This window comes from Delftia sp. NA_296.1 (genome assembly GCF_052692095.1).
The window spans coordinates 572,055-598,545 of sequence record NZ_JBQZGF010000003.1; the positions used below are offsets into that span (position 1 = coordinate 572,055).

Here is a 26,491-nt window from a genome sequence, read left to right on the forward strand (position 1 = left end):
GGTGCGTACTCGAAGAGGTTGGGGGGCGTGGGGAAGGGCACGGCCTTGGCTTGCGCGGGCCGCTGTTGTTGGTTTTAGAGCCGGCAGGACTCGCCGCTGCGCCAGCCATGCGGCAGGCACAGGCTGTCCTGCGCGGCCAGGTTTTTCTTGCCCGCCAGCGCATCGCACAGCAGGCGCACGCAGGCCGAGCCGATGTCGTGGTTGGGCTGGGAAATCGAGGCCAGCGAAGGCGTGAGATCGTCCGCCATGGCAATCCCGTCAAAGCCGACCACGCTCAGGTCCGCAGGCACGCGGAACCCGGCCAGCGATGCCGCGCGGATGGTACGTATCGCCAGCAGATCGTTGCTGCAGACAATGGCCGTGGGCGGCGCCTGCTCGCTCAGGTGCTGCTGCAGCATCTGTACGGCGGTGGCGGCAAAGGGCACCTCCCAGACCGGCAGCGGCGCCAGGCCTGCGGCCTGCATGCCCAGCGCATAGCCACGGCAGCGCTGCTGGGCGCGGTCGGACGCGCGCAACTGGCCCGTGACCATGCCGATGCGGCTGTGGCCGGCCGCGGCCAGGCGCAGCACCAGTTCGCTGACGGCGCGCGTGTTGTCCACGCCCACGCAGGCATGCTCATGGGTGTGGTGATAGGCCAGCACATAGGGCTTGCCGGCCTGGCGCACACGCGCCAGCGCCGCCGAATCGCCAGGGTTGGAGACCACCAGCACCAGCGCATCCACCCCGCTGGCCAGCAGCCGCGTAGTGGCCGCGTCTTCACCGGCGTGGTCGTATTCGGTGGTGCAAGGCGAAATCGCATAGCCGCGCAGCGCCGCCTGCGAGGCAATGCCCTGCAGGCACTCGGCAAACACCGGATTGGTGAGCGTGGGCAGCACCACGCCCAGCACCTTGCTGCTGCGCGTGCGCAGCGTGCGTGCGCTGGCATTGGCCACATAGCCCACTTCCTGCGCCACACGCAGCACCGTGCTGCGCGTTTGCGCATTGACCACCTCCGGCGAATTGAAAACCCGCGAAACAGTGGCGACGGACAGTCCCGCGCGGCGTGCAACCTCGGTGATGCTCATGGATGTAAACGATTTCTTGAAAACGTTTACATTGCACCCGCTGCGCGTGACGGTGCGGTGACGGAGGAGTGAAGGTTTTGTTGCGTATCAGGCGCTTGGCGGCTTGGGCCCTGACGTTGCCCGGTACCTAGACTGCCGTAGATGCAGCTCGCTGGCGCCGAATCCAGCTGATGAAGGCCGAAAGCTCTGCGTTGAAACGAGCTCTGGGTGCCTCGGGCGTACTTGACTGCGCCAGAAAGAAAGCCACGGTCTGCGCCATTTCCGGATGGAGCTGCGCAAAGCAATCGGCGAACTCCTCCAGCGTGCGCGGCCAGAAGCCGCCTGAGCAGGGGCGCAGCACATTGGTGGCCCGGATCAGCTTGCGTGCGGCTTCGCGTTGCAGACGCAGGGCCTCCATGTCGTCCCTGGTTCCGGAAATGCGCTGCAGGTAGTCGTTCAGCACCTGCACGTAGTCGCCATTGACGGCCTGTGCAATCGCCCTGGACGGCTCGAACGCCTCAAACTGCTGCGCCAGGTCCGCGCCGTGGATGCAGCGGCACTCATGCTTGAGCCAGTAGCCCCAGCTGTAGAGATGGGCCGGGTCCAGCACCTCTTGCCGAGTGCCCAGGTCGAAATCGATCTTCGCGACTTCTTTGTGACGTAGTTGCAGGTCCTGGCGCCGCTGCTCCAGCCGGGCGCTCTCCTGCCTGGACAGGGGGCGGGCCAGCACGATCGTCAGGTCCAAGTCCGAGAAGCCCGCCCTCGCGCAGCCGCGCGCCACGCTGCCATACAGGTAGAGGCTGTCCAGCGCCTCGCCGAGGGCGCTGGCGATGGCTGCGCGCGCATCGTCCACCAGGCGCTGGAACTCGGGCTGGACAGGATCGTTGGGGATGAGGTCCAGAGTGCGGGTCGCGTGAGGATCGCTGCAGGAGTGCATGGGGATGCCTGGGCTCGTCGCCCGCTCATTCGTCTGCTGCAAGCCGCGCGTAGAGCGCATAGTCCCTGGGCATTCCGCGAACCAGCCTGAACGAACGCAGCAGCCCCTCATGCCGGTACCCGCAGGCCTGCACGACCTTGGCCGAGGCCTGGTTCGACTCCAGCACCGCAGCCTGGATGCGGATGAAGCCGTATTCCTGAAAGGCCCATCGGGTCACTGTCGCGCACAGGGCCTTGGCTATGCCGCGTCCCCAGTATTCCGGGGCGAGGTCGTAGGCGATTTCGGCGGTGCGGTTCACGCCGGAGATGGTGTGAAAGCCGATGCTGCCCACCATCCGGCCACTGCGGGCATCGACGACGGCCAGGCGGCGCTGGGAGTCGGCGGACGGGGACTCGAACGCATCGAACAGCGGCAGCAGGTCGTCGCCTGAGGCGAGGTTCCAACTGGTGTGCTCGGTGACGGCGGGCAGCCTCAGGTAGGCGTACCAGGCACCGATGTCCGAGCGTTCGACCTGGCGAAGGGAGATTCCGGGCAGCTCCGGTACGGGGGGATGGTGTATGCGCATGGGTTCCGGGATGGCAGCGCCGGCTTGCCCGGCAGGGACGATTGTGGACCGGCGCCAGCGCGAACTCTGTGAACAAGCCTGAAACCTACAACCCGCCGACAGGCCCAGGCATACGATTTGTAGCGATTGGAAACCGCCCACCGCTTGCGGCATGCCGCATGCCGCAAGCGCGCAGGCGGGGTCCAACGCCAAGAATCACAACTCCAAGCTTCCTATGTCTTCATTCGATACCCAACTGCTGCTCATCGCGCTGGCCAGCGTGCTGGTCCTCGTCGCGCTGATCGTCTCGCGCATCCGTCTTCATCCCCTGCTGGCGCTGCTGGTGGTTTCCATTGGCGTGGGCTTTGCCACGGGCATGGCGCCAGGCGAGATCGTCAAGAACCTCACCAATGGGGCCGGCAAGACGCTGGGCGCGGTGGGCGTGGTCATTGCCCTGGGCGCCATGCTGGGCAAGATCCTGGCGGACTCCGGCACCACGGAGCGGCTGGCCAGTGCCATCCTGCAGCGCACGTCCGAGCGCATGATTCCCTGGGCCATGACCCTGGTGGCCTTCGTGATCGGCATTCCCATGTTCTTCGAGGTGGGGCTGGTGGTCATGCTGCCGCTGATCTTCAGCGTGGCGCGCAAGCTGGAAAGCAATGAGCGCTTCAAGGGATCGGCCTATGTCTATGTGGGCGTGCCCGTGATCGCCGCGCTGGCCGCCATGCACGGCATGGTGCCGCCGCACCCGGGCCCGCTCACCGCCATCGCCACGCTGCACACCACGGTCGGCCCGACCATGCTGTACGGCTTTCTGGCCGTGATTCCCGCCATGGTGCTGGGTGGCCCGCTGTACGGCGCCTTCATCACGCCGCGCATGAGCACGCGCCCCGATGCAGCCCTGCTGGAGCAGTTCACATCAGGCAAGAAGGAAGGCGGGGAGGGCAGTGCGCCCAGCATCGGCATGGGCGTGCTGTGCGCCTTGCTGCCCGCGCTGCTGATGCTGGTGCATGCGCTGGCCGAGGTGCTTCTGCCCAAGGATTCGGGCCTGCTGCATGCGGCGGCCTTCCTGGGCAATCCGCTGGTGGCCATGCTGCTGGGCGTGGTGTTTGCCTCCATCACCCTCGGCTATCTGCGCGGCGCCGATGCCGAGAAGCTGCGCGACGCGCTGGGCCAGAGCCTCAAGCCCATCGCCGGCATCATGCTCATCATTGCGGGCGGCGGTGCCTTCCAGCAGATCCTGACCAGCGCCAAGGTGGGCGATGCCATCGTCCACATGACCCAGCAGTTCGCCCTGCCTCCGCTGGTGCTGGGCTGGATGATCGCCATGCTGCTGTCGGTGTCCACCGGCTCGGCCACCGTGGGCATCGTCGGCGCGGCGGGCCTGCTGGCGCCGCTGGCGGCCTCCGATCCTTCGCTGAACGTGCCGCTGCTGGCGCTGGCCATTGGCTGCGGCTCGCTGTTCTTCAACTACGCCAACCACGCGGGCTTCTGGATGGTGAAGGAGTCCTTCGGCATGAGCATGGGCGAGGCCACCAAGACGATTACCGTGGTCCAGTCCATCGTGTCCTTTGTGGGCCTGCTGATGGTGCTGCTGTTCAACCTGCTGCCCAAGCTGGGATAGGTGAAAGGCATGAGTGAAAGGCATGAGGCGGGCTGCCGGCGGCCGCTTCGATGCCGCGGCAACCACCAAGAGAGGGCACTACTTCCGGTTCGACTGCGGATTGCCCCAGTCGCGACAGGGAAAATGCCGCCCCGTACAGGTGCGGTACCCGGCGCCGCTTCAACGCGGGGCCGGCAATTCACCTATACTGATGGAGGTGCTGTCCTTGTTGTTCGCCTCCTCAGTGCCCGTCTGACACCTTCGCGGTCTCCGGGCTGCCGTTAGCCGCCCACTGTCACAAAGTCTGTGACGAGGTCCGCAACTGTCACTCTCAACGGCGAGCACCACGCGAATCCAACCCACCTCCCGGGTCCGCACTCTCCCTGCCACCTGCAGGGTCCTCTTTTCCCTTTTTTCGATGCTCCGCTGCCTGCGTGCAGCGGTCATCCTGCGCTGGCCCAAGGCCGCAGCATGGTGCTGCACCAGCAACTTGCGGCGACGCAACCCTTTCAACATGTACTCACAGGAGTCCCATTGGCTAAAGAAGAACTGATCGAAATGCAAGGCCGGGTAGACGAAGTGCTGCCTGATTCCCGCTTCCGCGTAACGCTGGAAAACGGCCACCAGCTCATCGCCTATACCGGCGGAAAAATGCGCAAGCACCGCATCCGCGTGCTGGCCGGCGACAAGGTGACGCTTGAAATGTCGCCTTATGACCTGAACAAGGGTCGCCTCACGTTCCGCCACATCGAGCAACGCTCCGGCGCACCGGGCCCGCGTCCTCCGCAGCGCCGCTGAAGCCCGCCGGCCCGCTTCTGTTGCAGAGCGGGCATTCGGGGCGCAGGCAGGACCGGGCTCTGTGCCTGGTTGCCTGATCGGCAGCCCCACTCAGCTTTCCAAGCAGCCCCGACGGCCCGACCGCCTGGAGGGCACCAGACGGATCAGGCGAGTCCGTCTGCTTATTTGGACATGGCGTCCTTGCCCATGGAATCCTTCTTCATTCCATCCTTGGACATGCCGTCCTTGTGCATGCCATCCTTGTGCATGCCGTCCTTGGACATCGAGTCCTTCTTCATCCCGTCCTTGGACATGGAGTCTTTCTTCATGCCGTCCTTGGCCATGGAGTCTTTCTTCATGCCGTCCTTGGCCATGGAGTCCTTCTTCATTCCATCCTTGGACATCGAATCCTTGGACATGGCTCCGTTGGACATGCCGTCCTTCGCCATCTCATCCGCAGCGAATGCCGTGGTGGCACCGGCCAGGGCGAGGCAGGTGGCGAGCAGGGTGGTGGTGAGCTTGGTCATTTGAGTCTTCCTTTGGATTAGCGGTTTGCGGGATTGCAAATCGGCCGGCTTTGGATGGGCCCGGCCTCGCACCTTCGTTGGCGGCCCAGCGGCTTGGAAGGCCGCTCAGCTGCCTCCGAACCAGTTGTAGCCCTGGTCTTCCCAGTAGCCGCCGGAGTAGGTGTTGGTGACGAACATGGCCTGGATGTGCTTCGGGTTCTTGTAGCCCAGCTTGGTGGGCATGCGCAGCTTCATCGGAAAGCCATATTTGGGCGGCAGGGGCTGCCCGTCGTAAGTCAATGCCATCAGCGTCTGCGGATGCAGGGCCGTGGCCATGTCGATGCTGGTGAAGTAGTCGTCAACGCACTTGAAGCCGACGTACTTGGCGCTGGTGTCGGCGCCTATGTGGCGCAGGAAATCGGCAAAGCGCACGCCGCCCCAGCGGCCTATGGCGCTCCAGCCTTCCACGCAGATATGGCGCGTGATCTGTTCGTCCTGCGGCATGGCGCGCAGCTCGGCCAGGGTCCAGGCATGGCGGTCGGCGACCATGCCGGTCACCTCCAGGCGCCAGCTGGCCCCGTCCACCTCGCGCACCTCGTCCTCGCCGTAGTAGGCATTGAAGGGGAAGGGGCGCGTGATCTCGGCTGCGGAATAGGTGGGCGCCAGCCGCGTGGGGCTGAAGAGCAGGCCCTGCACGCGGTCGTTGAAGCGCGATACCTGGCTGAGCGCGGCCTCGACGTGGCTGTCATCGCTGATGCTGCAGCCCGTGAGCAGGGACAGGCCGCCCAGCGTCAGCGAGCGTTGCAAAAAGGCGCGGCGTGCGGGCTGGTCCAGCTTGCGGGCGATCAGCGAGCGTGCCTCGTGCACCACGGCCTCGCCATCGACGCCGGGCAGGGAAGGGGCTTTGAAGATTTTCATGGTGTCTTGGGCGCACGGCCGTGGATCATGGTCAGGAAGGTCCGGGGCACCAGGGCGACCATTGCCAGGTGCACCACCACGAAGGCCACCAGCGCGGACATGCCGAAGAAGTGCACGCGCCGTGCGGATTCATAGCCGCCCAGCAGCTCGCGCAGCAGCGGGAACTGCACCGACTTCCACAGCACCAGGCCCGACAGCACGATCACCACCAGGTCCAGCACCACGAACAGGTAGGCCAGCTTTTGCACATGGTTGTAGCGGGCCGGGTCGGCATGCGACAGCCGGCCCTTGAGGGCGGCCACCAGGTCCTGCCGCACGCCCTGCACGCTGACGGGAAAGAACTTGCGCAGCCATCGGCCGCTGGCGATGTTGAGCAGCAGGTACAGCAATCCGTTGAACACCAGCAGCCACATGGCCGCGAAGTGCCATTGCAGCGCCCCGCCCAGCCAGCCGCCCAGCGTGATCGAGCCCGGAAAGCTGAAATCAAAGAACGGCGCCGCGTTGTAGATGCGCCAGCCGCTGGTCACCAGGATGACCACGGCCAGCGCATTGAGCCAATGCGTGAGGCGCAGCCACAGCGGGTGGATGCGCTGGCCATCCTTGGGCTGTGCCGGTTGGGGGGTGAGGAGGGCGGTGTTCATGGGTCCCATTGTTGGAGGGACCCTGTAGCGGATGTATCACGCAAACTTCAATTAATCGTGATAACTCCCAAGGCCTGTTCAGCCCGCCTGGGCGCACCCGGCCAGATAGTCCACCAGCGTGCGCGCCGCAGGCGATAGCCGGCTGCCGTCCCTGAAGCAGATGGCGAACTGCCGCCGCGCCCAGGCATCGGTGAGCGACACCATGTTCACGCCTTGCACGCCTTGCACGCCTTGCACGCCTTGCACGCCCTGACCGGAGCCCGCCATGCCCAGGATCTCCCTGGGCATGATGGCCACGCCCAGGCCGGCGCGCACGCAGCGGATCGTGGCGTCGAAGGAGCTGACCACGGCGCGGTAATTGAGGGGCCGGCCGATGATGGCCGCCGCCCGTGCCAGCATGGTGTAGACGGCCGTGGAGGCGGGCAGGCCCACATGCTCGCAATCCAGCGTTTCGCTGAAGCTGCAGCTGTCGCGCAAGGCCAGCGGGTGGCCGGCCGGCACGGCTACGGCCAGGGTGTCGCAGCGGTAGGGCAGGGTCTGCAGGCCCTCCAGATCGGCCGCATTCCAGCACACGCCCACCAGGGCCAGGCCTTCGCGGATGGATCGGATGATTTCGCTGCTGGTCAGCTCCTCGATGTCCACGCGGATCTGCGCGTGCTCGGGCTTTTGCAGAAAGGCCGCAATGTCGTCGGGCAGCGACTCGGCAATCGACGAGACCGAGGCCAGTATCCGCACCTGTCCCTTCACGCCGTGCTGGTAGGCCGCCATGTCGCGGGCCGCGCGGTCGGCGCTGGCCAGCATGGCGCGTGCGTGCTCCAGCAGCATCAGCCCGGCTGCCGTGGGCACTACGCCGCGGCGGTGGCGCTCCAGCAGCGGGGCCTGCACCTGCTCTTCCAGCAGCGCCATGCGCTTGCTGATGGCCGATGAGCCGATGTGCTGCTGCTCGCCCGCGCGGGCAATATTGCCCAGGTCGCAGGCGGCGACAAAGAGCCGCAGGGTGGTCAGGTCCAGGTCTTTCATGGCGGTTATGGATTTCCATTTGGGAAACTCTAAGGCGAAAAATTATCGCTTCTGCACGCTGGTGGGAATGTCTAAAGTGCCATTCAAGACAAACCACCCCACGCGAACCTTCCCATGCCAGAACCCATCCGTGCCCTGCAGTCCGCCGTCATCCGCGAGGTCGGCCTGCGCGATGGCCTGCAAAGCATCCAGACCGTGCTGTCCACCGAGCGCAAGAAGGAATGGATACGCGATGCCTACGCTGCCGGCCAGCGCGAGATCGAAGTCGGCTCCTTCGTCCCCGCGCGCCTGCTGCCCCAACTGGCCGACACGGCCGAGCTGGTGGCCTATGCCCGAACGCTGCCGGGCCTGTTCGTCTCCGTGCTGGTGCCCAACATGCGTGGTGCCGAAAGCGCCCTTGCCAGCGGGGCCGACCTGATGCTGGTGCCGCTGTCGGCCAGCCATGCCCACAGCCTGGCCAACCTGCGCAAGACGCCCGATGAGGTCGTGGCCGAGGTGGCCCGCATGCGTGCCGCACGCGATGCGGCGGGTTCGACGATGCTGATCGAGGGCGGCATTGGCACGGCCTTCGGCTGCACGCTGCAGGGCCGGGTGGAACCGGCCGAGGTGCTGCGCTGCATGCAGGCCCTGCTGGACGCGGGGGCCGACCGCGTCAGCATGGCCGACACCGTGGGCCACGGCGGGCCGGGCCAGGTGCAATCGCTGTTCGAGCAGGCGCGGCGCATTGCGGGCGAACGCTTTTGGTGCGGCCACTTCCACGACACGCGTGGCCTGGCGCTGGCCAATGTGCATGCCGCACTGCAAACCGGCGTCACGCGCTTTGACGCCACGCTGGCCGGCATCGGCGGCTGCCCCCATGCGCCCGGCGCCAGCGGCAATGCCTCCACCGAAGACCTGGCCTTCATGCTGGACACCATGGACATCGACACGGGCCTGGACATCGAGGCCCTGCTGCGCCTGCGCGCCAAGGTGGCCGCCTGGCTGGCCGGCGAAAGCTTGCACGGCGCGCTGTGGCGCGCGGGCCTGCCGCGCAGCGTCACCGCCGACGCAGCCCCCGCCGCTGCATGAACCCCTTACCTTCCCACGAGCACACCTGTATGGCCACCGAACCCCTGCTGCCGCTGTCCGGCATCCGCGTCATCGAATTCACCCACATGGTCATGGGCCCCACCTGCGGCATGATCCTGGCCGACCTGGGCGCCGAAGTCATCAAGGTCGAGCCACCGGGCGGCGACAAAACGCGCACGCTGCCCGGCCTGGGCATCGGCTTTTTCCGCAGCTTCAACCGCAACAAGAAAAGCGTGGTGCTGGACATCACCACCGAAGCGGGCCGCGCCACCGCTGCCGAGCTGGCCGCTGGCAGCGATGTGGTGCTGGAGAACTTCCGCCCCGGCCTCATGCAGTCCCTGGGCCTGGACTACGCCACGCTGTCGCAGCGCGCGCCCGGTCTCATCTACGTCAGCCACAAGGGCTTTCTGCCCGGCCCCTACGAAAAGCGCCTGGCGCTGGACGAGGTGGTGCAGATGATGGGCGGCCTGTCGTACATGACCGGCCCCGTGGGCCGGCCGCTGCGCGCGGGCACCAGCGTCAACGACATCATGGGCGGCATGTTCGGCGCCATCGGCGTGCTCGCCGCCCTGCGCGAGCGTGAGCACACCGGGCGCGGCCAGGAGGTGCAAAGCGCGCTGTTCGAGAACTGCGTCTTTCTGTCCTCCCAGCACATGCAGCAGTACCTGATGACGGGAGAGGCACCGCCGCCCATGCCCTCGCGCGTGTCGGCCTGGAGCGTCTACGACGTGTTCACCCTGGCCGGTGGCGAGCAGCTGTTCATCGGCGCCGTCAGCGACAAGCAGTTCGCCACCCTGTGCCGCGTGCTGGGCCGCGCCGACCTGCTGCAGCGCCCCGAATACGCCGACAACGCCGCCCGCGTGGCCGTGCGCCCCCAACTGCTGGCCGAGCTGGGCGCCATCCTGGCCAGCCATGAATCGGCCCGGCTTGCGCCGCAGCTGGAGGCCGCAGGCATTCCCTACGCGCCCATCACGCGGCCCGAGCAACTGGTGGACGACTCGCACCTGCGCCAAAGCGGCGGCCTGGCTTCCATGCAGACCGAAGACGGCGGCCAGACCGACGTGGTGCTGCTGCCACTGCTCATGAACGGCCACCGTCCCGGCGTGCGCATGCCGCTGGCCGGGATTGGCGAGCACACCGAAGAAATCCTCGGAGCCCTTGCATCACGGACCTGACAGCCATCCCCGGGCGCCGAAGGCCGCAGAAAAACCACCCCGGCGCGCATGAGACAACACAAAAAGGAGACAACCCCATGCACTCGTCCCATCCCTTCCGCCGCCGCACCCTGCTGGCCCTGGCCGGCGCATCGCTGGGGGCCGCTGCCCTGGGCGTGCGCGCCCAAAATGGCACGCCGCTGCGCGTCATCCTGCCCGTGGGGGCTGGCTCGGGCGCCGACACCATCGTGCGCTCGGCCCAGACTGCGCTGGTGCGCTCGCTGGGCGGCCAGCCCGTGGTCATGGAGAACCTGCCGGGCGCGGGCGGCATCACGGGAACGCAGATGCTGGTCAAGGCGCCGGCCGATGGCAACACCATCGCCTTCATCTCCAACAACCACGCCGTCAACCCCAGCGTCTTCAAGAAGCTGCCCTACGACAGCCTGGCCGACATCACGCCGCTGTCCATCGTCGGCGGCTCGCCCTTTGTGCTGGTCGTCCACCCCAAGGTGGCGGCGCGCAATGCGCGCGAACTGCAGGCGCTCATGAAGGCGCGGCCCGGCGACCTCAACTACGCCTCGTCCGGCAACGGCACCATCTTCCACCTCGCGGCCGAAGTCTTTCTGGACGCGGCCGGCACCACGGCGCGCCACATTCCCTACAAGGGCGTGGGCCAGATGGTGGTGGACCTGCTCAGCGGGCAGGTGGACTTCGGCGTGATCGCCGTGGGCACGGCGCAGGCGCACCTCAAATCCGGCGCGCTGCGTGCCATCGGCATCATGGGCCGCGAGCGCGTGGCATCGCTGCCCGATGTACCCACCGTGGCCGAACAGGGCTTTCCCGGCGTGGACATCGCCGGCTGGGTGGCCGCCATAGGCCCCAAGGGCATGCCGCCCGCCCAGGTGCGCCGCCTGCACGACGGCATCGCCTCTGCCTTTGCCGACCCCGAGGTCAAGGCCGGCTTTGCTCGGCGCGACGAATACACCGTGCTCAACAGCCCCGAGGCGGCAGCCCAGTTCCTGCGCTCCGAACAGGAGCGCTTTGCGCGCCTGGTCAAGAAGGCCAATGTCACGCTGGAGTAAGCGCATGGCCCTCTATCGTTATCGGAACAAGGCACCGCTGCTGCCCGCATCCGCCTATGTGGCGGCCGAGGCCACGCTCATCGGCGACGTCACACTGGGCGAGGGCGCCAGCCTCTGGCCCGGCGCCGTGGCGCGCGGTGACAACGAACCCGTGCGCATAGGCGAGGGCAGCAACGTGCAGGAAGGCGCCGTGCTGCATGCCGATCCCGGCTTCGCGCTCACCCTGGCTGCCCATGTCACCGTGGGCCACCAGGCCATGCTGCATGGCTGCAGCGTGGGGGAGGGCTCGCTCATCGGCATACAGGCCGTGGTGCTCAACGGTGCCGTCATCGGCGCGCACAGCCTGGTGGGTGCCGGCGCCATCGTCACCGAAGGCAAGCAGTTCCCTCCGCGCTCGCTGATTCTTGGCGCCCCCGCCAAGCTGGTGCGTACGCTCAGTGACGAAGAAGTCGCGGGCCTGCTGCAAAGCGCCGCCAGCTACGTGGAGCGTGCAATGTCCTTTCGCCAGGAGCTGCAGCGCATTGACTGATTCCCTGAACCCGCTGACCGACGCCGTGCGCATGCCCGCCGCAGCGCTGCAAGCCTGGGCTGCTGGCGTGCTCCAGGCCTTTGATGTGAGCGCATGCCACGCGCAGGCCACCGCCCAGGCACTGGTGCGCACCAGCCTGCGCGGCGTGGACACGCATGGCGTGGCAAGACTGCCGCCCTATGTGCAGCGCATCCGCGAAGGCACCATCCATACCCGGGCCAAGCCCAGCCTGCAGGAGCACAACGGCCTGCTGCGCTGCCATGGCGACCATGCCCTGGGCCAGCCCGTGCTGGAGCTGGCGCTGCAAGCCTGCCTGGACAGGGCCGCAAGCCAGGCCGTGGTGGCCTGCCACATCGAGGCCTGCGGCCACCTCGGCGCCCTGGGCGTGCTGCTGCTGCCCGCCGTGGAACAGGGCTGCATGGCCCTGCTGTGCCAGCGCACGCCGTCCATCATGGCCATGCCCGGTGCCACGCGGCCTGCGCTGGGCAACAACCCCATCGCCTTCGCCGCGCCCGTGGCCGGACGGCCGCCACTGGTCTTCGACATGGCCCTGAGTGCGGTCGCACGCGGCGCCGTCATGGCTGCCGTCCGCGACGGCCATGCGCAAATCCCGCCGCATTGGGCGCTGGACGCACACGGCCATCCCACCACCGATCCCCACGCCGCACTGCAGGGCGCCATGCAGCCCATGGCCGGCCACAAGGGCCTGGGCCTGGCCATGGTGGTCGAATGCCTGGCGGGCGCGCTGGGCGGCGGCCTGTTCCAGCCCGCTGTACCCGGATCGGCGGAAGGTTCCACCGCCAACGCCTGCGCCTTTCTGCTGGTCATCAACCCAGCCCTGGCTGCACCGTCACCCCGGGGATTTGACAACTACATGGCCAGCTGGATCACCGGCCTGCTCGCGGCCCAGGGCACCCAAGGCCGCTATCCCGGACTGCGCCAGCATGAATGCGAGCTCCAGCGCCGCGCCGAAGGCATCCCTCTGTCGTCTGCGCTGATCAATGAGTTGCAGGCGCTGGCACGGCTCAGCGGGGTGGCGCTGGCGTTGTGAGCGACGGATCTGCAGCCGGTTGGCCGGACGACATCACCGCCTCCAGCCCGCTTCTAGGGAAGACCGGGCTGTAGTTCACCTGGATCTCGGAGAGCCTGTCATTCACCCGCGTCGTCATGAAATAGCGCGGCATGCCGAACCCCACCTTCATCACCAGGCCGCGAAGCTCGGAGAGGGCGCCGACCTTCACATCGGGATCGACCAGCACGGCAATGCGAACCGTACTTTTGGCATCGGGGGCTGCGGTCAGCTTCCTGGAGAGTGTGTTTCTCAACTGAGCCGGACTGACCCGCTGGCCATCCAGGCTGTACCGGCGATCATTGCCGCTTGCCGCATGCATTTCGATCACGGTCAGATCTGCGGCAAGAGCGGGTGGGCCGAGCAGGGCGGCCAGCAGCAGGAATCTTGTTGGTTTCATGGTTCTGTTGTGCGATGCAGAGCTTGTTGACTCACTCGCTCTGTGAGCTTGTACCAGCTCGTCCCCACTTCTCCCAATTTCCCCCCAGATTGGTCGCAAGAATTCCTTGGCAACTCCAGGAAAAGACCATGATTGATTTCTCGCAAACCAACGCTTCACGCATTCGCCCGGCCCTTGTGCTGGCTGTGGCGGCCTTCGCGGCGGCCTGCAGCCATGCGCAGGGCCACGGGGGGCACGGCAATCCGCCGTCGCCGCCGCCCGAGGCCTATACGGCCTGCCAGGGCAAGGCCGAGGGCGACAGCGTGACGCTGACCATGCCCGATGGCAAGACGCTGGCCGGCACCTGCCGCAGCCTGAACGGGCAACTGGTGGCCATGCCGGCCGGCGGGCCCGGCGCAGGTGGGCCGCCGCCCCATCCGCAGCAGTGATCGCGTGGCCCGGCGGGCCACGCCGCCGGGCTGTCTGCAACCCCACGGGCCTGCGCACAGGCCCTCATGAAAAGCCATCCCCATGAACCATTCTCACGATGCCGATGATCTTGCCCACGACCTGGGCCTTCAGCACGATCTGCAAGTCATGGCGCGCCGCCTGCTCGACCGGCGCCGCATGCTGGGCCTGATGGCCTCTGGCGGCGCTGCAGCGCTTCTGTCCGCCTGTGGCGGCGGTGGTGATTCCAGTGATTCGACAGGAACTGGCACGGGCACCGGAACCGGGACAGGAACGGGCACCGACACGGGTACGGGCACTGGTACGGGCACGGGGACTGGAACCACGACCGGCACCTGCATGGTCGATCCCACGGAAACCGAAGGCCCTTACCCCGCCGACGGCTCCAACGGCTCGCGCGGCAGCCTGGTCAACGTGCTGTCGCAAAGCGGCGTGGTGCGCAGCGACCTGCGCAGCAGCTTTGGCGGCATGAGCGGCACGGCTGCGGGCCTGCCGCTGACGCTCAAGATCACCCTGGTCAACGTCAGCACCAACTGCAGCCCGCTGGAAGGCTATGCCATCTACCTGTGGCATTGCACCCGCGAGGGCGAGTATTCACTGTACTCCACCGACCTGCTCAACCAGAACTTCCTGCGCGGCGTGCAGGCGACGGACAGCAATGGCGAATGCACCTTTGTGACCATCTTCCCGGGCTGCTATGACGGGCGTTGGCCGCACATGCACTTCGAGGTGTTCCGCAGCCTCGACACGGCCGGCAGCTACACCAACAAGCTGCTGACCTCGCAGATGGCCATGCCCAAGGACGTGGCCAGCGCCGTCTATGTCGGTGTCAGCGGCTACAGCGCCAGCGTCTCCAACCTGTCGCGGGTCAGTGTGACATCGGACAATGTCTTCGGCGACAACTCCAGCGAGCAGATCGCCTGGCAGACGCCCACCTTCACCGGAGACACCACCAATGGCCACACCGCCACGATTTCCATCGGCATTGCCGTCTGACGCAGCAACTGAATGAGCCTCCGCCTCCCGCGCCTGAAGCTGCAGCACAAGGCCTTCTTCGCCCTGGCCGTGCTGCTGGTGGCCCTGCTGCTGGTGTTTCTCGGCTTCTCCCGCCTGGGCCTGCAACGGGGCCTGGGCCCGTACATGGCCGAGGTGGAGCTGACCGGCATGGACGGGCTGGCCGAGCGGCTGGTCCAGCACCATGAGCAAAACGGCGGCTGGGATGCGGCGCGCGCCAACCCCGGTTTCTGGCGCGACATGGTGCGCCCGGGTGCAGGCATGGGCCGGGGCTTTCCTGCGGGCGAGCCCGGGCCACGGCCCCCCATGTCCATGCCCATGTCCATGTCCATGCCCATGCCGGAGCCGAGGCCTGGTTTTGAGGGAAGCCACGGTCCGGGGCCGGGCCCGGAGTTTCCGCCGCCACCTGGGCCGGAAGGCGGAGAGCCTGCAGATCGCTCAGATCGCTCCGACCGTACAGACCGTACAGACCGTACAGTCCGCCCTGGCCCGCCGCCAGACCGCCCGTTTGGCGGCCCGTGGGCGCGCGTGGGCCTGCTGGATGCCCAGGGCCAGCTCATCTCCGGCATGGCGCCGCAGCCCGGTGCGGCGCATCGCGTTCTGCGCGCAGCCAATGGTCAGGCCATTGGCGAGATCGTGCTGTCCCCCGTGCAGACCGGGCAGGGCATGCAGCGCGACCTGGACCGCGCCTTCCTCGCGCAGCAGATGGGCTTTGTGGCCTGGACCGGGCTGGCCGGCCTGCTGCTGGCGCTGCTGCTGTCGGCCTGGCTCACGCGGCGCTGGCTGGAGCCGCTGACCGCCTTCGTCGACGGCCTGCGCGGCATTGCGGCCGGGCGGCTGGACACGCGCGTGGCCATCAGGGGCGATGCGGAACTGGCCCGCCTTGCGGAAACCTTCAACGACATGGCCGTGCAGCTGGCCACCATGGAGGCCTCGCGCCAGCGCTGGCTGGCCGACGTGGCGCATGAGCTGCGCACACCGCTGTCCACCATGCGCGCCGAGGTCGAGGCCGTGCAGGACGGCGTGTTGCCCATGGACGACCGCATGGCGCTGCGCCTGTACCGGCAGATCATGCGGCTGATACGGCTGGTCAGCGACCTGCGCGTGAGCCTGGACGACCCGCAGGCCCTGCACGGCTCGGGCCATGTGCCCGTGCATGTGCTGACCCTGCTGGGCGAGGCGCTGGACGGCGCGCGGCCCGGCTTCGAGCAGGTCGGCATCGGCCTGGACCGCTCCACCGTGGACCAGCTGGCCGCGCGCATTCCGCCGCCGCTGGTGCAGGGCGATCCGCACCGGCTGCACCAGGTGTTTGCCAACCTGCTGGAAAACAGCCTGCGCTACACGGCTGCGGGCGGGCGGCTGCAGGTGTCCGCCGAAATCGTCCAGATGCAGGACCGCAGCATGCTGCAGCTGCGCTGGGACGACACGGCTCCCGGCGTGGCCAGCCCGCACCTGCCGCGCCTGTTCGACCGCCTTTACCGCGTAGACGCCTCCCGCGTGCGCGACGGCGACGGCCTGGGCGGCTCCGGCCTGGGGCTGGCCATCTGCCGCACCATCGTCCAGGCCCATGGGGGCAGCATCGAGGCGGCTGCCTCGCCGCTGGGCGGCCTGCGCATCACGCTGTGGCTGCCCTTGCTGGAAAATCCCGCGCCATGAAGCCTGCCCGCATCCTCCTGGTCGAAGACGAAACCGACATGGCCGCCATCGTCATCGACTACCTGCGCCATGCAGGCTACGAAGTCGAGCACATCCGCCACGGGCGCGAGGCGCTGGACCGCATGCTGCGCTCCCCGCCCGACCTCACCGTGCTGGACATCATGCTGCCGGGGCTGGACGGCCTGGACATCCTGCGCCAGTTCCGCCCCCACAGCGCCAGCCCCGTCATCCTGCTCACCGCGCGTGTCGAGGAAATGGACCGCCTGCTGGGCCTGGAGCTGGGCGCGGACGACTACATCTGCAAACCCTTCGCCCCGCGCGAAGTCGTGGCCCGCGTCAAGGCCGTGCTGCGCCGCAGTGCCGGCCCCGGCCCCGCGCAGCAACGCCTGACGCTGCTGCCCGAGCAGGGCCGCGCCATGCTCAACGGCAGCGTGCTGCCGCTGACCAAGCGCGAGCTGACCTTGCTGCAGGCCCTGATGCGCCAGCCCGGCCGCCTGTACTCCCGCGCGCAGCTGCTGGAGCTGGCCTGCGCCGACACGCTGGACGTGAACGAACGCGCCATCGACAGCCACATCAAGAACCTGCGCAAGAAACTCAAGGCGGCGGACGACCGCCATGAGTGGATTCGCTCCGTCTATGGCGTGGGCTTTGCGTTCGAGCCCGATGGCGGTTCCGACACGCGGGCGCAGTGAAGGCCCGGCGCGGGCAGGGCGCAGCCCCTACCTCGACTCGTCGAGGTGCTCCATGAACGTGGTGCCCGTGTAGCGGGAGCGGAACAGGCCGGCCTCCACCAGGCGCGGCACCAGCTGCTCCAGCATGCAATGCAGTGACTCGACGGAGCCGCCGGGCGCGGCCAGAAAGCCGTCGATGGCGCCGGCGGCGCTCCACTGGGTGATCTGCGCCACGGCATCGTCCACCGTGCCGACCACCTGCCAGTGCGCGGCGGAGAGGATTTCCGGCCGCTGCAGCAGCTCGTCGATGCGCAATGACTCGCGCTCCATCAGGCGCCTGAGCAGGCCCGCATGCGTGCGGCTGGACGGGGTTGCCACGGGCGGCGGAAGGTCGGCTGCGGTGATCGGCCGGTCTGCGGGCCAGTCCGTCAGGTCCAGGCCGACCATGGCCTTGATCGACGCCAGCTTGCGGTCCCTGTCCACCCGGCCGTGCGTCTGCTGGAACATCTCCCGGGCCTGCTCGCGGGTGTCGGCCAGGTACAGGCTCAGGCCGGGCAGCAGGCGCACATCCTGCGCCTGGCGGCCATGGCGCTGGGCGCGCCGAGACAGGTCCCGGCGCAGCTCCAGCGCCGCGTCCAGGTCCGGCGTGGGGGCGAAAACAATGTCTGCCACCGATGCGGCAAAGTCGCGCCCGGTGCTGGACGCGCCCGCCTGCACCAGCGGAATGCGCGGGCCGCCGAACTCCGGCAGGTTCAGCGGGCCGCGCACCTTCAGGTGCGGTCCCTCGTGGTCTATGGGGTGGACCAGCGAGGCATCGGCATAGCGGCCGCTGTGCCGGTCGATCTTCAAGGCCTCGTTGGGAAAGCTGGCCCACAGCCGGCGCACCACGTCGGTGAACTCTGCGGCCCGCGCATAGCGTTCATCGGCATCGGGCATGGCCTGCAGCCCGAAGTTCTCGTGGCCCTGCAGGGCCGTGACGATGTTCCACCCGGCGCGGCCGTTGCTGATCCAGTGCAGCGATTGCAGCTGGCGCGCCACCGCATAGGGCGGGAAAAACGTGGTCGATACCGTGGACACCAGGCCGATGCGCGAGGTCTCGCGCGCCAGCGCGGCCATCAGCACCGTGGGGTCCAGGCTGGCGAAGCCCGCGCCCGTCTCCAGCGCCTCCATGGGCAGAAAGCTCACGTCCGGGCGGAAGACGAAGTCCAGGTGCGCGGCCTCGGCGCGCCGGGCCAGGTCCAGGGCGAAGTCGCTGGAGTACAGCCCTTCGATATTGCTGCCGGGCCGCCGCCAGGCGTCGCCGCTCAGCCAGGTGGGGGCCAGGGAAAGGCCGATGTGCAGGGGTTTGTGGGTTGTCATGTCTGCTGTCATTCCCATCTCAGAACGTTCCGCGCACGCCCACGCCGATCATGCGCGGCGCGGTCATGCTGGCCTCGATGCCGCCAATGCCGCGGTTTTGCTGCAGGTACGTCGGTGCGCGCCTGTCGAAGACGTTCTTGATGTAGCCGTACAGCTGCACGCGCGCGCTGTAGGCATAGGTCATGCGCAGGTCGGCGATGGTGTTGGAGCCCACCGCATAGGCGCGGGTGTTGGCGGTATCGGAGTAGTAGCCGTCCAGGTGGCGCACCTGGCCGGAGACATTGAACCGGGGGCTGGCGTCCCAGCTCACGCCCAGGCTCAGGTTGTAGCCGGGCGAGCGGGCGAAGCGGTTGTGCTCGTAGCCGGGGTTGCTGCCCATCTCCTCGATGCGGGTGCGCAGCACGCCCACGCCGGCCTTGATCCGCAGGTTGTCCAGCGCGCGGTAGTCGGCGCCCAGCTCGAAGCCGTAGGCATGGGCCTTCTCCGCGTTGATGGTGTAGGACTGGGCCACGCCCGGGGAGATGACCACGGGGATGTTGTACTGCGCATCCCGCATGTCCATGTAGAACAGGTTGGTGTTGAGCATCAGCCGGTCATCGAGCAGGCTGGCGCGGCTGAACAGCTCGTAGTTCCAGATCGACTCCTTCTTGAAGTACGCCCATTGCCGGCTGGTGAGGTTCAGCGACACACCGCCCGGGTTGTAGCCCCGGCTGACCAGCGCGCCCACGGTCCAGCGCGGTGTGGCGGCATAGGCCAGGGACAGCTTGGGCAGCAGGGCCGAGAAGGTTTTCGTGTAGTCGAGGGCGGTGGGTGCCAGCACCGAAGTGCCGGTGCGCACCACCTCGTCCTGCTGGTAGCGCAGGCCGCTGGTCAGGGTCCAGCGGTCGGCCAGGCGCCAGTTCAGCTCGCCGAAGACGCCCAGGTTCTTCTTCGTGTCGTCGAAGGCGGACAGGCCGCGCAGCAGCAGGCTTTCGTCCGTGCCGGTGCGCGCGTAGTAGACGCCGCCGAAGCCGCTCAGGCGGTCCTTGTCGCTGCCCACCAGGGCGCGGAACTCATTGGAGACATTGTTCTGGCGGATATCGGCATCGCCCTCGCCGGGGATGCCCGTGTAGCGCTGCACGGACGAGCGCGAATACTGGGACTGGTTGACCAGCCGCACGCCGTTGCCCAGCTCGTAGCTGAGGTCGAGGATGCCGGTGTCGGTCTTCTGCTTCCAGCTGGGCATGGTCGTCGTCCAGTGCTCCAGCGCGTTGAACGGAGCGGACGCTGCCTCCTGGCTGGGACGGTTGCTGTCGTTGTGGGAATAGGTGAACTTGGCCTCCAGGCCCGGAATGCGGCTGGGCAGCCACAGGAACTTCATGCGTGCGTTCAGCGCGCGGAAATCCTGATCGGCCTGGCCCCGCTGGAACTGCGGATTGGTGTAGTCGATGAAGGTATCGCGCCCCGAGTAGTCCACGGCCAGCCGCGCGGCCAGCTCCTCGCCCACGGGGCCGGAGACGGCGATGGACGCACGCCGCGAGTGGTAGTCGCCCGCCTCCAGCTGGTAGGCCCCTTCGCGCTTGAAGCTGGGGTCCTTGGTGTTCACGACGATGGCGCCCGCAATGGCATTGGCGCCCTGCGAGGTGGTCTGCGGGCCGCGGAACACCTCAATGCTCTCCACATCCCAGACCGAGGTCGCGCCGAAGAACATCTCGTTGTAGTTGAGGTAGTGCCCGTCCAGGTTGATGGTGGCGCGCGGCACCGTGCCGCCCCAGAAGACGTTCTGGCCGTTGTTGGGGCCCTGCGTGTCCTGCCCGCGGATGATGGGCGCGCCCACCGTGTCGGTGTAGACCACGTTGGGCACGTCGTGCAGCACCTCGTGGACCGAGGCATTGCCGGACTCCTGCCGGGCCAGGTCCTTGCCGGCCTTGACCGACACGGAGGAGGCCGTGTCCTTGAGTTCGCGCCTGACCTTTTCTCCGCTGACCACGACCGCTTCAAGCGCGTTGGATTCCCCCCCGGAACCCGACGCGCCCTGTGCAAAGGCGCCGGCCGGCGCCATCAGGGTAGAGAGTGCGATGGCGCCCGCCCGGGACGGGAGCCTGCGATGGAAACACAGCTTCACAGCATCTTCCTTTGATGAGAATGATTCGTATTTTTCAAAGGTCGCCATCATGCATTGAAATTCCGCAGTAGGGAACGCATTCCCACATGCGGAAGAAAGAAACAGCGGCGAAACGGTGCACGCGCACCCGTGCAGAGCCTTCGGCAGAGCCGGTATCATCGACACCGGCGGCGCCTGCGCCCCCACCTGCGATGCGCCTGGTACAGGCAAGAAAGCCCAGCCCTTGAAAACAACAACACCTCAGACGACAGCCGGCGAGAAGCGCTCCGGCACCATCCAGTCCGTCTCCATCGCCACCCGGTTTCTCATGGTCCTGGCCAATGCCGAAAGCGAGCTGGCGCTGGGCGAGGTGGCCCGGCGAACGGGAACGGGGGGCTCCACGGCCCACCGCTACCTGCAAAGCCTCGTCAAGGAAGGCCTGGCCAAGCAGGACCCGGCCAGCGGCCTGTATGACCTGGGCAGCGCGGCGCTGAGCATCGGCATTGGCGCGCTCAAGCGTGTGGATGCGGTGGAGATTGCGGCGCAGCGCATGAAGGCGCTGACGCACAGCCATGCGCTCAGCGGCGGCGTGGCCATCTGGACCGACCGGGGGCCCACCCTGGTGCGCTGGTACCGCAGCGCCTACTTCTCGATCAACCCGCTGGCGCTGGGCGACATCCTGCCCATAGACAACACCGCCTGCGGCCTGGTGTTCCAGGCCTTCCTGCCCAAGGCCACCATCGACGCCGCACGGCGCCAGCAGCCCGCCCATTTTCGTGGCAAGCCGCCGGCCAAGGCCGTGCTCGACGAAGTGCGCGAGCGCTGCTGGTCCGAGATGACCAGCCACCTGCTGTCCAACGTCACGGGCCAGGCGGCGCCGGTGTTCGATGCGCAGCATGAAATCGTCTGCGCGGTCACCACCGTCTCGGACCTGGGCCAGCTCAAATCACCGGAAGACCGGGTCGCGCTGTTCCGCGAGGCCAGCCTGATCAACCAGTCCACGGGCGGGCGGGCCTTCAGCGCAGATTCGCCTTGAAAGCCGCGCCGGGAACAATGGCCGGGCGCCTCAGTTCCCTGCGGCGCGCTCCACGGCATCCACGGCCCTGCGCCGCCTGGGCACCACCAGGGGTGTCCCCGACACGGGGTCCGCAATGATCACGGCCGGCAGGCCGAACACCTCCTGCACCAACTGCTCCGTGAAGATCGCCCCGGGCGCGCCTTGCGCGGCAATGCGCCCGTCGCGCATGGCGATCAGGTGCGAGGCATAGCGGCAGGCCTGGTTGAGGTCGTGCAGCACCGCAACCACCGTGCGGCCGGCGTCGTTGAGATCCGCCAGCAGCTCCATCAGCTCGATCTGGTGGGCGATGTCCAGGAACGTCGTGGGCTCGTCCAGCAGCAGGATCGGCGTCTGCTGCGCCAGCACCATCGCAATCCACACCCGCTGGCGCTGGCCGCCTGACAGCTCGTCCAGCAGGCGGTCGGACAGCGCTGCCACATCGGTGGCCTGCATGGCCTCGGCCACGGCCTGCTCATCCGCGTCCGTCCACTGCCTCAGGAAGGATTGATGGGGGTAGCGCCCCCGCGCCACCAGGTCCGCCACCGTGATGCCATCGGGCGCCATCGCGCTTTGCGGCAGCAGGCCCAGGCGCCGCGCCACCTCCTTGGCGGGAAATTGCGAGATGTGCCGGCCATCCAGGATGACCTGCCCGGCCACCGGCACCAGCAGCCGCGACAGCGCGCGCAGCAGGGTGGACTTGCCGCAGGCGTTCGGCCCCACGATGACGGTGAAGGAGCCATCGGGAATGGCAAGGGACAGGCCCTGCGAAATCGTGCGCTCGCCGTAGCGCAGCGTCACCGCATCAGCACTCAGGCGCTGCGTCATGGCCGGTCATTTCCCACAATCGATAGGTCCTTCGGTGTTTGCAATGTGGAATGAATTCTACAATACGGAATACGCTGAAGACGCCGCCCTGGCGCCCGGCCCCGTCGCTTCGGATCGAGATGAACAGACTCAAACTTGCCGCCCTGGGCGCGGCCGCCGCACTGGCCGTGCTGGCCTGTTTCGCATGGTTTCCACGCGCCGCCGTTCCCGTGGCGGGCGCCGCACCGCATACGCCGGATACATCGGATGCGCCGGCTGCAGCACACGCAGACCATGCACCGCTGCCCCGGCGCATCGTCTCCACCTCGCCCAGCGTGACCGGCATCCTGCTGGCCATCGATGCGCCGGTCGTTGCGACCGCCGCGACCACGCCCAGCCGCATGACCGACGACAAGGGCTTTTTCTCGCAATGGGCCGCGGTTGCCGACAAGCGCGGCGTGCAGGTGCTCTACCGCAACCTGCAATTCGACATCGAGGCCGCCATCGGCGCCAGCCCCGACCTGCTGGTGGCCTCCGCCACCGGGGCCGACAGCGTGGCCCAGCACCGCACCGAACTGCAGGCGCAGGGCGTGCCCATGGTCGTGGTCGACTACTCCAGCCAGTCCTGGCAGGACATCGCCACCGAGCTGGGCCGCATCACCGGCCATGCGAAGCAGGCCGCCGCAGCCATTGCCCGCTTCGATGCCCATGTGGCGCAGACCGCCGCCTCCATAACGCCACCGGCCCAGCCCGTCAGCATCGTCGCCTACAACCTGGCCGGCAGCTACTCCATAGGCCGCGCCGCCAGCCCCCATGCGCGGCTGCTGGCCGCACTGGGCTTCAAGGTGGAGGGCCTGCCGCCCGCGCTGGCCGCCCAGGTCACACGCGCCTCGGACTTCGAATTCATCTCCCGCGAGAATCTCTCGGCCGCCATCACCGGCGACTCCGTCTTCCTGCTCGGCGCCTCGCAGGGCGATGTGCAGGCCTTCCTGGACGATCCGCTGCTGGCCAACCTGCCCGCCGTTGCCGGCCGGCGCGTCTATCCGCTGGGCCCGACCTCGTTTCGCATCGACTACTACTCGGGGCAGCAGATGGTCGACGCCGTGGCAAGCCATTTCCGCTGAGCCATGCGTGCACGGCTCCAAGGCGCGGTGGCGCGGCCTGCCCAGCGCTCCTGTTTGCGGTCCTGTTCGCGGTCCTCCCTGCACTGCAGGCGTTGGCTGGGCCTTGCAGGCGGGCTGCTGGCGCTGGCCATCATCGCCGTGCTCGGCATCACCGTCGGCTCGCGCGACATTGCGCTGGCCGACATCCTCGGCGCGCTGCGGGCTCCGAACCTGCGTGATGACCAGCACCTGATCGTCAGCCTGCTGCGCATGCCCCGCACCGTGGTGGCCATCCTGGCCGGCATGGCGCTGGGCGTGGCTGGCGCGCTCATGCAGGCCGTCACCCGCAATCCCCTGGCGGAGCCGGGCCTGCTGGGCGTCAACGCCGGCGCGGCGCTGGCCGTGCTCATCGGCATGACGGCCTTCGGCCTGACGTCCGTGCTTCAGTACGTCTGGTGCGCCTTTGCCGGCGCGGGGCTGGCGGGCGCTGCCGTCTTCGCGTTCGGCCAGTCCCGGGGCGCGGGCGCGCACCCGGTGCGCCTGGTCCTGGCCGGGGCCGGCCTGTCGGTCATGCTCACCTCCAGCGCCGGCATCATCCTGCTCAACGCACCCCCGGAAGTCTTCGACGGCTTCCGGCACTGGGCGGCCGGCTCCCTGGAGGGCAGCGGCTATGCCAGCGCTGCCGTGCTGGCGGCCGCCGTGGCGGCGGGGCTGGCGGCGGCCTGGGCCATCGTCGGCCAGCTCAACGCCATGGCACTGGGGCATGACGTGGGCCTGGCGCTGGGCGTCAATGTGCGCGTCACCGCGCAACTGGCCTGCCTGGCGGTCATGCTGCTGGCCGGGGCGGCCACGGCGGCCGTGGGGCCCATCGCCTTCGTCGGCCTGGTGGCGCCGCATCTTGCACGCCTCTCGTGCGGGCCGGACTACCGCTGGATACTGCCGCTGTCCGCGCTCTACGCGGCGGTGCTGCTGCTGGGTGCCGACGTGCTGGGCCGCGTCGTCGCGGCGCCTGCCGAAGTGGCTGCGGGCATCGTCGCCTGCCTGATCGGCGGGCCGTTCTTTGTCTGGGTGGCGTGCAGATACCGATTGAGCAGGCTATGAAGACCTCCGTGAACACATCGGTTGTGCGCTGGGGAGCCTGTTCGTTTCTCTGGCGGCCCAGGCCGCTGGCCGTGGGTTTGGCGCTGGTCGTGCTGGCCCTGGTGCTGGGTGTGCTGCTGCTGGGCACGGGAACCCTGTCCCTCAGCCCCGCCGAAGTGCTCGACAGCCTGCTGGGCACGGGCTCCAACCCCGCAGCAGAGCGCATCGTGCAGCGGGTGCGGCTGCCGCGTGTCCTCACGGCCGTCTTCGTGGGCGCGTCGCTTGGCATGGCGGGTGCCATCTTCCAGTCCATCTCCCGCAACGCGCTGGGCTCGCCGGACGTGATCGGGTTCACCACCGGCGCGGCCAGCGGGGCGATTGCGCTCATCGTGCTGGGTGACGCCGGGCCGCTGTGGACATCGCTGGCCGCCGTGCTCTCGGGCATGGCCACGGCGGCGGTCGTGCTTGCGCTGTCCGGGGGCCGGCGTGCTGCCGGCGGCTACCGGCTGGTGCTGGTGGGCATAGGCGTGGGGGCCACGCTCTCGGGCCTGAACACCATCTTGCTGGTCATGGGGGACCTGGACCGGGCCGTCGCCGCGCAGCGCTGGCTGGCCGGCTCGCTCAGCGCGCGGACCTGGGCGCATGTCGTGCCCGCCGCGCTGGGCTTCATCGCCATCGTGCCCGTCGTGCTGTGGTGCGCCCGCCGCATCAACCTGCTGGAGCTGGGCGACGATGCCGCCACCCAGCTCGGCGTCAACGTGCCGCGCACGCGGCTCACCATGGTGATGGCTGCAGTGGCCCTGACCGCCATCGCCACGGCAGCGGCGGGGCCCATCGCCTTCATCGCGCTGGCCGCGCCCCAGGTGGCCAGGCGCCTGGGCCTGTCGCCCGACGTACCCCTGTTCACGGCGGCAGCCATGGGCGCCGTTCTGCTGCTGGCGGCCGACATGCTCAGCCAGTGGGCGCCCGTGCGCCTGCATCTGCCCATCGGGTTGGTGACGGGGCTGCTGGGCGGGGTGTATCTGCTGTGGCTGCTGTTTCGCACACGCAAGGGATAGACGGCCGTGCAGGGTGCAACGGGGCGCAGTCCCAGTGCCTCCGGGACTACCTGACGCCCCGCGCCACCCCAGGCCCCACCACGGTGTACACATGCCCGGCCTCTTCGGCAGCCACCTTGGCCGCCTCGCTGCGGCGCACCTCTGCCTGGTCCTCGTACTCGCAGTTCATCACCCGAGCTTCACTGCCCGCGAACTCCGCCAGCGATTCAGCACTGTTGCGAATGGTCACCAGCGCTTGCGCCACCACGTCCAGCCGCTGATGGCCCTCGGGGATCTCCAGCCATGCCAGCGCCAGCTGGGCCAGGGCGGAAACCTCGGCACAGCCTTGCTGCACGAAGCGGTCCATTTCGTGCAGTGCTGTTGCAAGCTTCTGGGCGTGGGTGTTTTCGGGGGGAGGGGATGGGGGGATGTGCTTCATGGGTTGCTGCTCCTGTGTCGAAGCGCCGTGCTGCGGCGAGGACGTTCCGTAGCGATTCGTGGCTGCAGGCTAGAAACTACGCAACTCGTAGTATCGAGAATACAGCATAACTACGAGTCTCGTAGCTTTTGGAAAGCACGAGATGTCAGACGCAGATGAACAATGGGGCGCGAGGCTTAAGCAAGCTCGGCTTGCAGCAGACCTGTCCCAAAAAATGCTGGGAATTGAAGCTGGAATCGATCCGTTTGTGGCGAGTGCGCGGATCAATCGCTATGAGCTGGGGAAACACAAGCCGGACCTGCTGACCGTGCGCAAGCTGGCGGAAGTGCTCAAGGTTCCGATGGCGTTTTTCTATTCGGATACGGATGATGAGATTGCTAACCTTTTGCTAAATTATCGGCGAGTAAGTGAGAATGTACGGCAACAGGTCAAGGGGGGTGAGGGATAGCT

Annotated in this window: 28 protein-coding genes; 16 read left to right on the plus strand and 12 right to left on the minus strand. The window is 67.7% G+C overall.

Annotated features, from left to right (window positions below):
- Positions 1-74 precede the first annotated feature (74 nt).
- From ACUTR7_RS10465 to ACUTR7_RS10475, 3 genes are all read right to left on the minus strand, one after another.
- The gene (locus tag ACUTR7_RS10465) at positions 75-1,064 is read right to left on the minus strand and encodes a LacI family DNA-binding transcriptional regulator (RefSeq protein ID WP_445608785.1); all 990 of its coding nucleotides are present in this window, start codon (positions 1,062-1,064) and stop codon (positions 75-77) included.
- 127 nt (positions 1,065-1,191) lie between these two features.
- The gene (locus ACUTR7_RS10470; protein ID WP_445608786.1) at positions 1,192-1,980 is read right to left on the minus strand and encodes a nucleotidyltransferase domain-containing protein; all 789 of its coding nucleotides are present in this window, start codon (positions 1,978-1,980) and stop codon (positions 1,192-1,194) included.
- A gap of 25 nt (positions 1,981-2,005) precedes the next feature.
- Positions 2,006-2,545: a GNAT family N-acetyltransferase gene (locus tag ACUTR7_RS10475; protein WP_099751661.1), complete on the minus strand. Its 540-nt coding sequence runs from the start codon at positions 2,543-2,545 to the stop codon at positions 2,006-2,008.
- Between the two features lie 214 nt (positions 2,546-2,759).
- On the opposite strand from ACUTR7_RS10475, the gene ACUTR7_RS10480 reads away from it, so the two are divergent.
- Both ACUTR7_RS10480 and infA read left to right on the plus strand, forming a co-directional pair.
- Positions 2,760-4,148 carry a GntP family permease gene (locus ACUTR7_RS10480; RefSeq protein WP_016453662.1) on the plus strand — a complete coding sequence of 463 codons (1,389 nt, stop codon included), beginning with the start codon at positions 2,760-2,762 and terminating at the stop codon, positions 4,146-4,148.
- Between the two features lie 513 nt (positions 4,149-4,661).
- Positions 4,662-4,925, plus strand: coding sequence for a translation initiation factor IF-1 (infA, locus tag ACUTR7_RS10485; RefSeq protein ID WP_012204971.1), 264 nt, complete (start codon positions 4,662-4,664; stop codon positions 4,923-4,925).
- Positions 4,926-5,086: 161 nt separating this feature from the next.
- Here infA and ACUTR7_RS10490 read toward each other — a convergent pair whose 3' ends face one another.
- The 4 genes from ACUTR7_RS10490 to ACUTR7_RS10505 form a co-directional block, all read right to left on the minus strand.
- Positions 5,087-5,431, minus strand: coding sequence for a pentapeptide MXKDX repeat protein (locus tag ACUTR7_RS10490; RefSeq protein ID WP_445608787.1), 345 nt, complete (start codon positions 5,429-5,431; stop codon positions 5,087-5,089).
- 105 nt (positions 5,432-5,536) lie between these two features.
- Positions 5,537-6,328, minus strand: coding sequence for a molybdopterin-dependent oxidoreductase (locus ACUTR7_RS10495; protein ID WP_445608788.1), 792 nt, complete (start codon positions 6,326-6,328; stop codon positions 5,537-5,539).
- Complete coding sequence (locus ACUTR7_RS10500; RefSeq protein ID WP_445608789.1) at positions 6,325-6,978, minus strand: cytochrome b/b6 domain-containing protein; 654 nt, start codon at positions 6,976-6,978, stop codon at positions 6,325-6,327. Before ACUTR7_RS10500 ends, ACUTR7_RS10495 begins: the two co-directional genes overlap by 4 nt.
- A gap of 69 nt (positions 6,979-7,047) precedes the next feature.
- A complete protein-coding gene (locus ACUTR7_RS10505) occupies positions 7,048-7,989 on the minus strand; it encodes a LysR family transcriptional regulator (RefSeq protein WP_445608790.1) in 942 nt (313 codons plus the stop codon).
- A gap of 114 nt (positions 7,990-8,103) precedes the next feature.
- Here ACUTR7_RS10505 and ACUTR7_RS10510 point away from each other — a divergent pair, with 114 nt between their 5' ends.
- From ACUTR7_RS10510 to ACUTR7_RS10530, 5 genes are all read left to right on the plus strand, one after another.
- The gene (locus ACUTR7_RS10510; RefSeq protein ID WP_445608791.1) at positions 8,104-9,057 is read left to right on the plus strand and encodes a hydroxymethylglutaryl-CoA lyase; all 954 of its coding nucleotides are present in this window, start codon (positions 8,104-8,106) and stop codon (positions 9,055-9,057) included.
- Between the two features lie 29 nt (positions 9,058-9,086).
- On the plus strand, positions 9,087-10,232 hold the full coding sequence (locus ACUTR7_RS10515; protein WP_445608792.1) for a CaiB/BaiF CoA transferase family protein: 1,146 nt from the start codon (positions 9,087-9,089) through the stop codon (positions 10,230-10,232).
- Between the two features lie 77 nt (positions 10,233-10,309).
- Positions 10,310-11,293 (plus strand): tripartite tricarboxylate transporter substrate binding protein, encoded by a 984-nt coding sequence (locus ACUTR7_RS10520; protein ID WP_198819441.1) that lies wholly within the window; start codon positions 10,310-10,312, stop codon positions 11,291-11,293.
- 4 nt (positions 11,294-11,297) lie between these two features.
- On the plus strand, positions 11,298-11,822 hold the full coding sequence (locus tag ACUTR7_RS10525) for a gamma carbonic anhydrase family protein (protein ID WP_198819442.1): 525 nt from the start codon (positions 11,298-11,300) through the stop codon (positions 11,820-11,822).
- On the plus strand, positions 11,815-12,873 hold the full coding sequence (locus ACUTR7_RS10530) for an Ldh family oxidoreductase (protein WP_445608793.1): 1,059 nt from the start codon (positions 11,815-11,817) through the stop codon (positions 12,871-12,873). Before ACUTR7_RS10525 ends, ACUTR7_RS10530 begins: the two co-directional genes overlap by 8 nt.
- Here ACUTR7_RS10530 and ACUTR7_RS10535 read toward each other — a convergent pair.
- Entirely contained in the window at positions 12,848-13,291 is a 444-nt protein-coding gene (locus ACUTR7_RS10535; RefSeq protein ID WP_445608794.1) for a hypothetical protein, read from the minus strand. The genes ACUTR7_RS10530 and ACUTR7_RS10535 overlap by 26 nt on opposite strands.
- Before the next feature lie 128 nt (positions 13,292-13,419).
- Here ACUTR7_RS10535 and ACUTR7_RS10540 point away from each other — a divergent pair, with 128 nt between their 5' ends.
- From ACUTR7_RS10540 to ACUTR7_RS10555, 4 genes are all read left to right on the plus strand, one after another.
- Positions 13,420-13,719: a hypothetical protein gene (locus ACUTR7_RS10540; protein ID WP_016448111.1), complete on the plus strand. Its 300-nt coding sequence runs from the start codon at positions 13,420-13,422 to the stop codon at positions 13,717-13,719.
- Positions 13,720-13,801: 82 nt separating this feature from the next.
- The gene (locus ACUTR7_RS10545) at positions 13,802-14,734 is read left to right on the plus strand and encodes a dioxygenase family protein (RefSeq protein ID WP_445608795.1); all 933 of its coding nucleotides are present in this window, start codon (positions 13,802-13,804) and stop codon (positions 14,732-14,734) included.
- Positions 14,735-14,746: 12 nt separating this feature from the next.
- Positions 14,747-16,408, plus strand: coding sequence for an ATP-binding protein (locus tag ACUTR7_RS10550; protein WP_445608796.1), 1,662 nt, complete (start codon positions 14,747-14,749; stop codon positions 16,406-16,408).
- On the plus strand, positions 16,405-17,100 hold the full coding sequence (locus tag ACUTR7_RS10555) for a response regulator (RefSeq protein WP_012204984.1): 696 nt from the start codon (positions 16,405-16,407) through the stop codon (positions 17,098-17,100). The genes ACUTR7_RS10550 and ACUTR7_RS10555 overlap by 4 nt, the downstream gene beginning before the upstream one ends.
- A 27-nt stretch (positions 17,101-17,127) precedes the next feature.
- On the opposite strand, the gene ACUTR7_RS10560 is transcribed toward ACUTR7_RS10555, so the two are convergent.
- Together ACUTR7_RS10560 and ACUTR7_RS10565 are read right to left on the minus strand one after the other, a co-directional pair.
- Positions 17,128-18,438, minus strand: a complete 1,311-nt coding sequence (locus tag ACUTR7_RS10560; protein ID WP_445608797.1) for an NtaA/DmoA family FMN-dependent monooxygenase — start codon at positions 18,436-18,438, stop codon at positions 17,128-17,130.
- 19 nt (positions 18,439-18,457) lie between these two features.
- Complete coding sequence (locus tag ACUTR7_RS10565; protein WP_231574437.1) at positions 18,458-20,407, minus strand: TonB-dependent receptor; 1,950 nt, start codon at positions 20,405-20,407, stop codon at positions 18,458-18,460.
- A 358-nt stretch (positions 20,408-20,765) separates the two neighbouring features.
- Here ACUTR7_RS10565 and ACUTR7_RS10570 point away from each other — a divergent pair, with 358 nt between their 5' ends.
- Positions 20,766-21,557, plus strand: coding sequence for an IclR family transcriptional regulator (locus ACUTR7_RS10570; RefSeq protein ID WP_096916011.1), 792 nt, complete (start codon positions 20,766-20,768; stop codon positions 21,555-21,557).
- A 30-nt stretch (positions 21,558-21,587) separates the two neighbouring features.
- On the opposite strand, the gene ACUTR7_RS10575 is transcribed toward ACUTR7_RS10570, so the two are convergent.
- Positions 21,588-22,403, minus strand: coding sequence for an ABC transporter ATP-binding protein (locus tag ACUTR7_RS10575; RefSeq protein ID WP_445608798.1), 816 nt, complete (start codon positions 22,401-22,403; stop codon positions 21,588-21,590).
- A gap of 119 nt (positions 22,404-22,522) precedes the next feature.
- Here ACUTR7_RS10575 and fepB point away from each other — a divergent pair, with 119 nt between their 5' ends.
- The 3 genes from fepB to ACUTR7_RS10590 are packed head-to-tail and all read left to right on the plus strand — an operon-like array spanning position 22,523 to position 25,623.
- Positions 22,523-23,506, plus strand: a complete 984-nt coding sequence (fepB, locus tag ACUTR7_RS10580; protein ID WP_445608799.1) for a Fe2+-enterobactin ABC transporter substrate-binding protein — start codon at positions 22,523-22,525, stop codon at positions 23,504-23,506.
- Between the two features lie 3 nt (positions 23,507-23,509).
- Positions 23,510-24,586 carry a FecCD family ABC transporter permease gene (locus ACUTR7_RS10585; protein WP_445608800.1) on the plus strand — a complete coding sequence of 359 codons (1,077 nt, stop codon included), beginning with the start codon at positions 23,510-23,512 and terminating at the stop codon, positions 24,584-24,586.
- Positions 24,583-25,623 (plus strand): FecCD family ABC transporter permease, encoded by a 1,041-nt coding sequence (locus ACUTR7_RS10590; RefSeq protein ID WP_123691479.1) that lies wholly within the window; start codon positions 24,583-24,585, stop codon positions 25,621-25,623. The genes ACUTR7_RS10585 and ACUTR7_RS10590 overlap by 4 nt, the downstream gene beginning before the upstream one ends.
- Before the next feature lie 46 nt (positions 25,624-25,669).
- Here the strand turns inward: ACUTR7_RS10590 and ACUTR7_RS10595 are convergent, their stop codons facing one another.
- Positions 25,670-26,041, minus strand: coding sequence for a hypothetical protein (locus ACUTR7_RS10595; RefSeq protein ID WP_047328120.1), 372 nt, complete (start codon positions 26,039-26,041; stop codon positions 25,670-25,672).
- Between the two features lie 142 nt (positions 26,042-26,183).
- On the opposite strand from ACUTR7_RS10595, the gene ACUTR7_RS10600 reads away from it, so the two are divergent.
- On the plus strand, positions 26,184-26,489 hold the full coding sequence (locus ACUTR7_RS10600) for a helix-turn-helix domain-containing protein (RefSeq protein WP_445608801.1): 306 nt from the start codon (positions 26,184-26,186) through the stop codon (positions 26,487-26,489).
- Positions 26,490-26,491 lie beyond the last annotated feature (2 nt).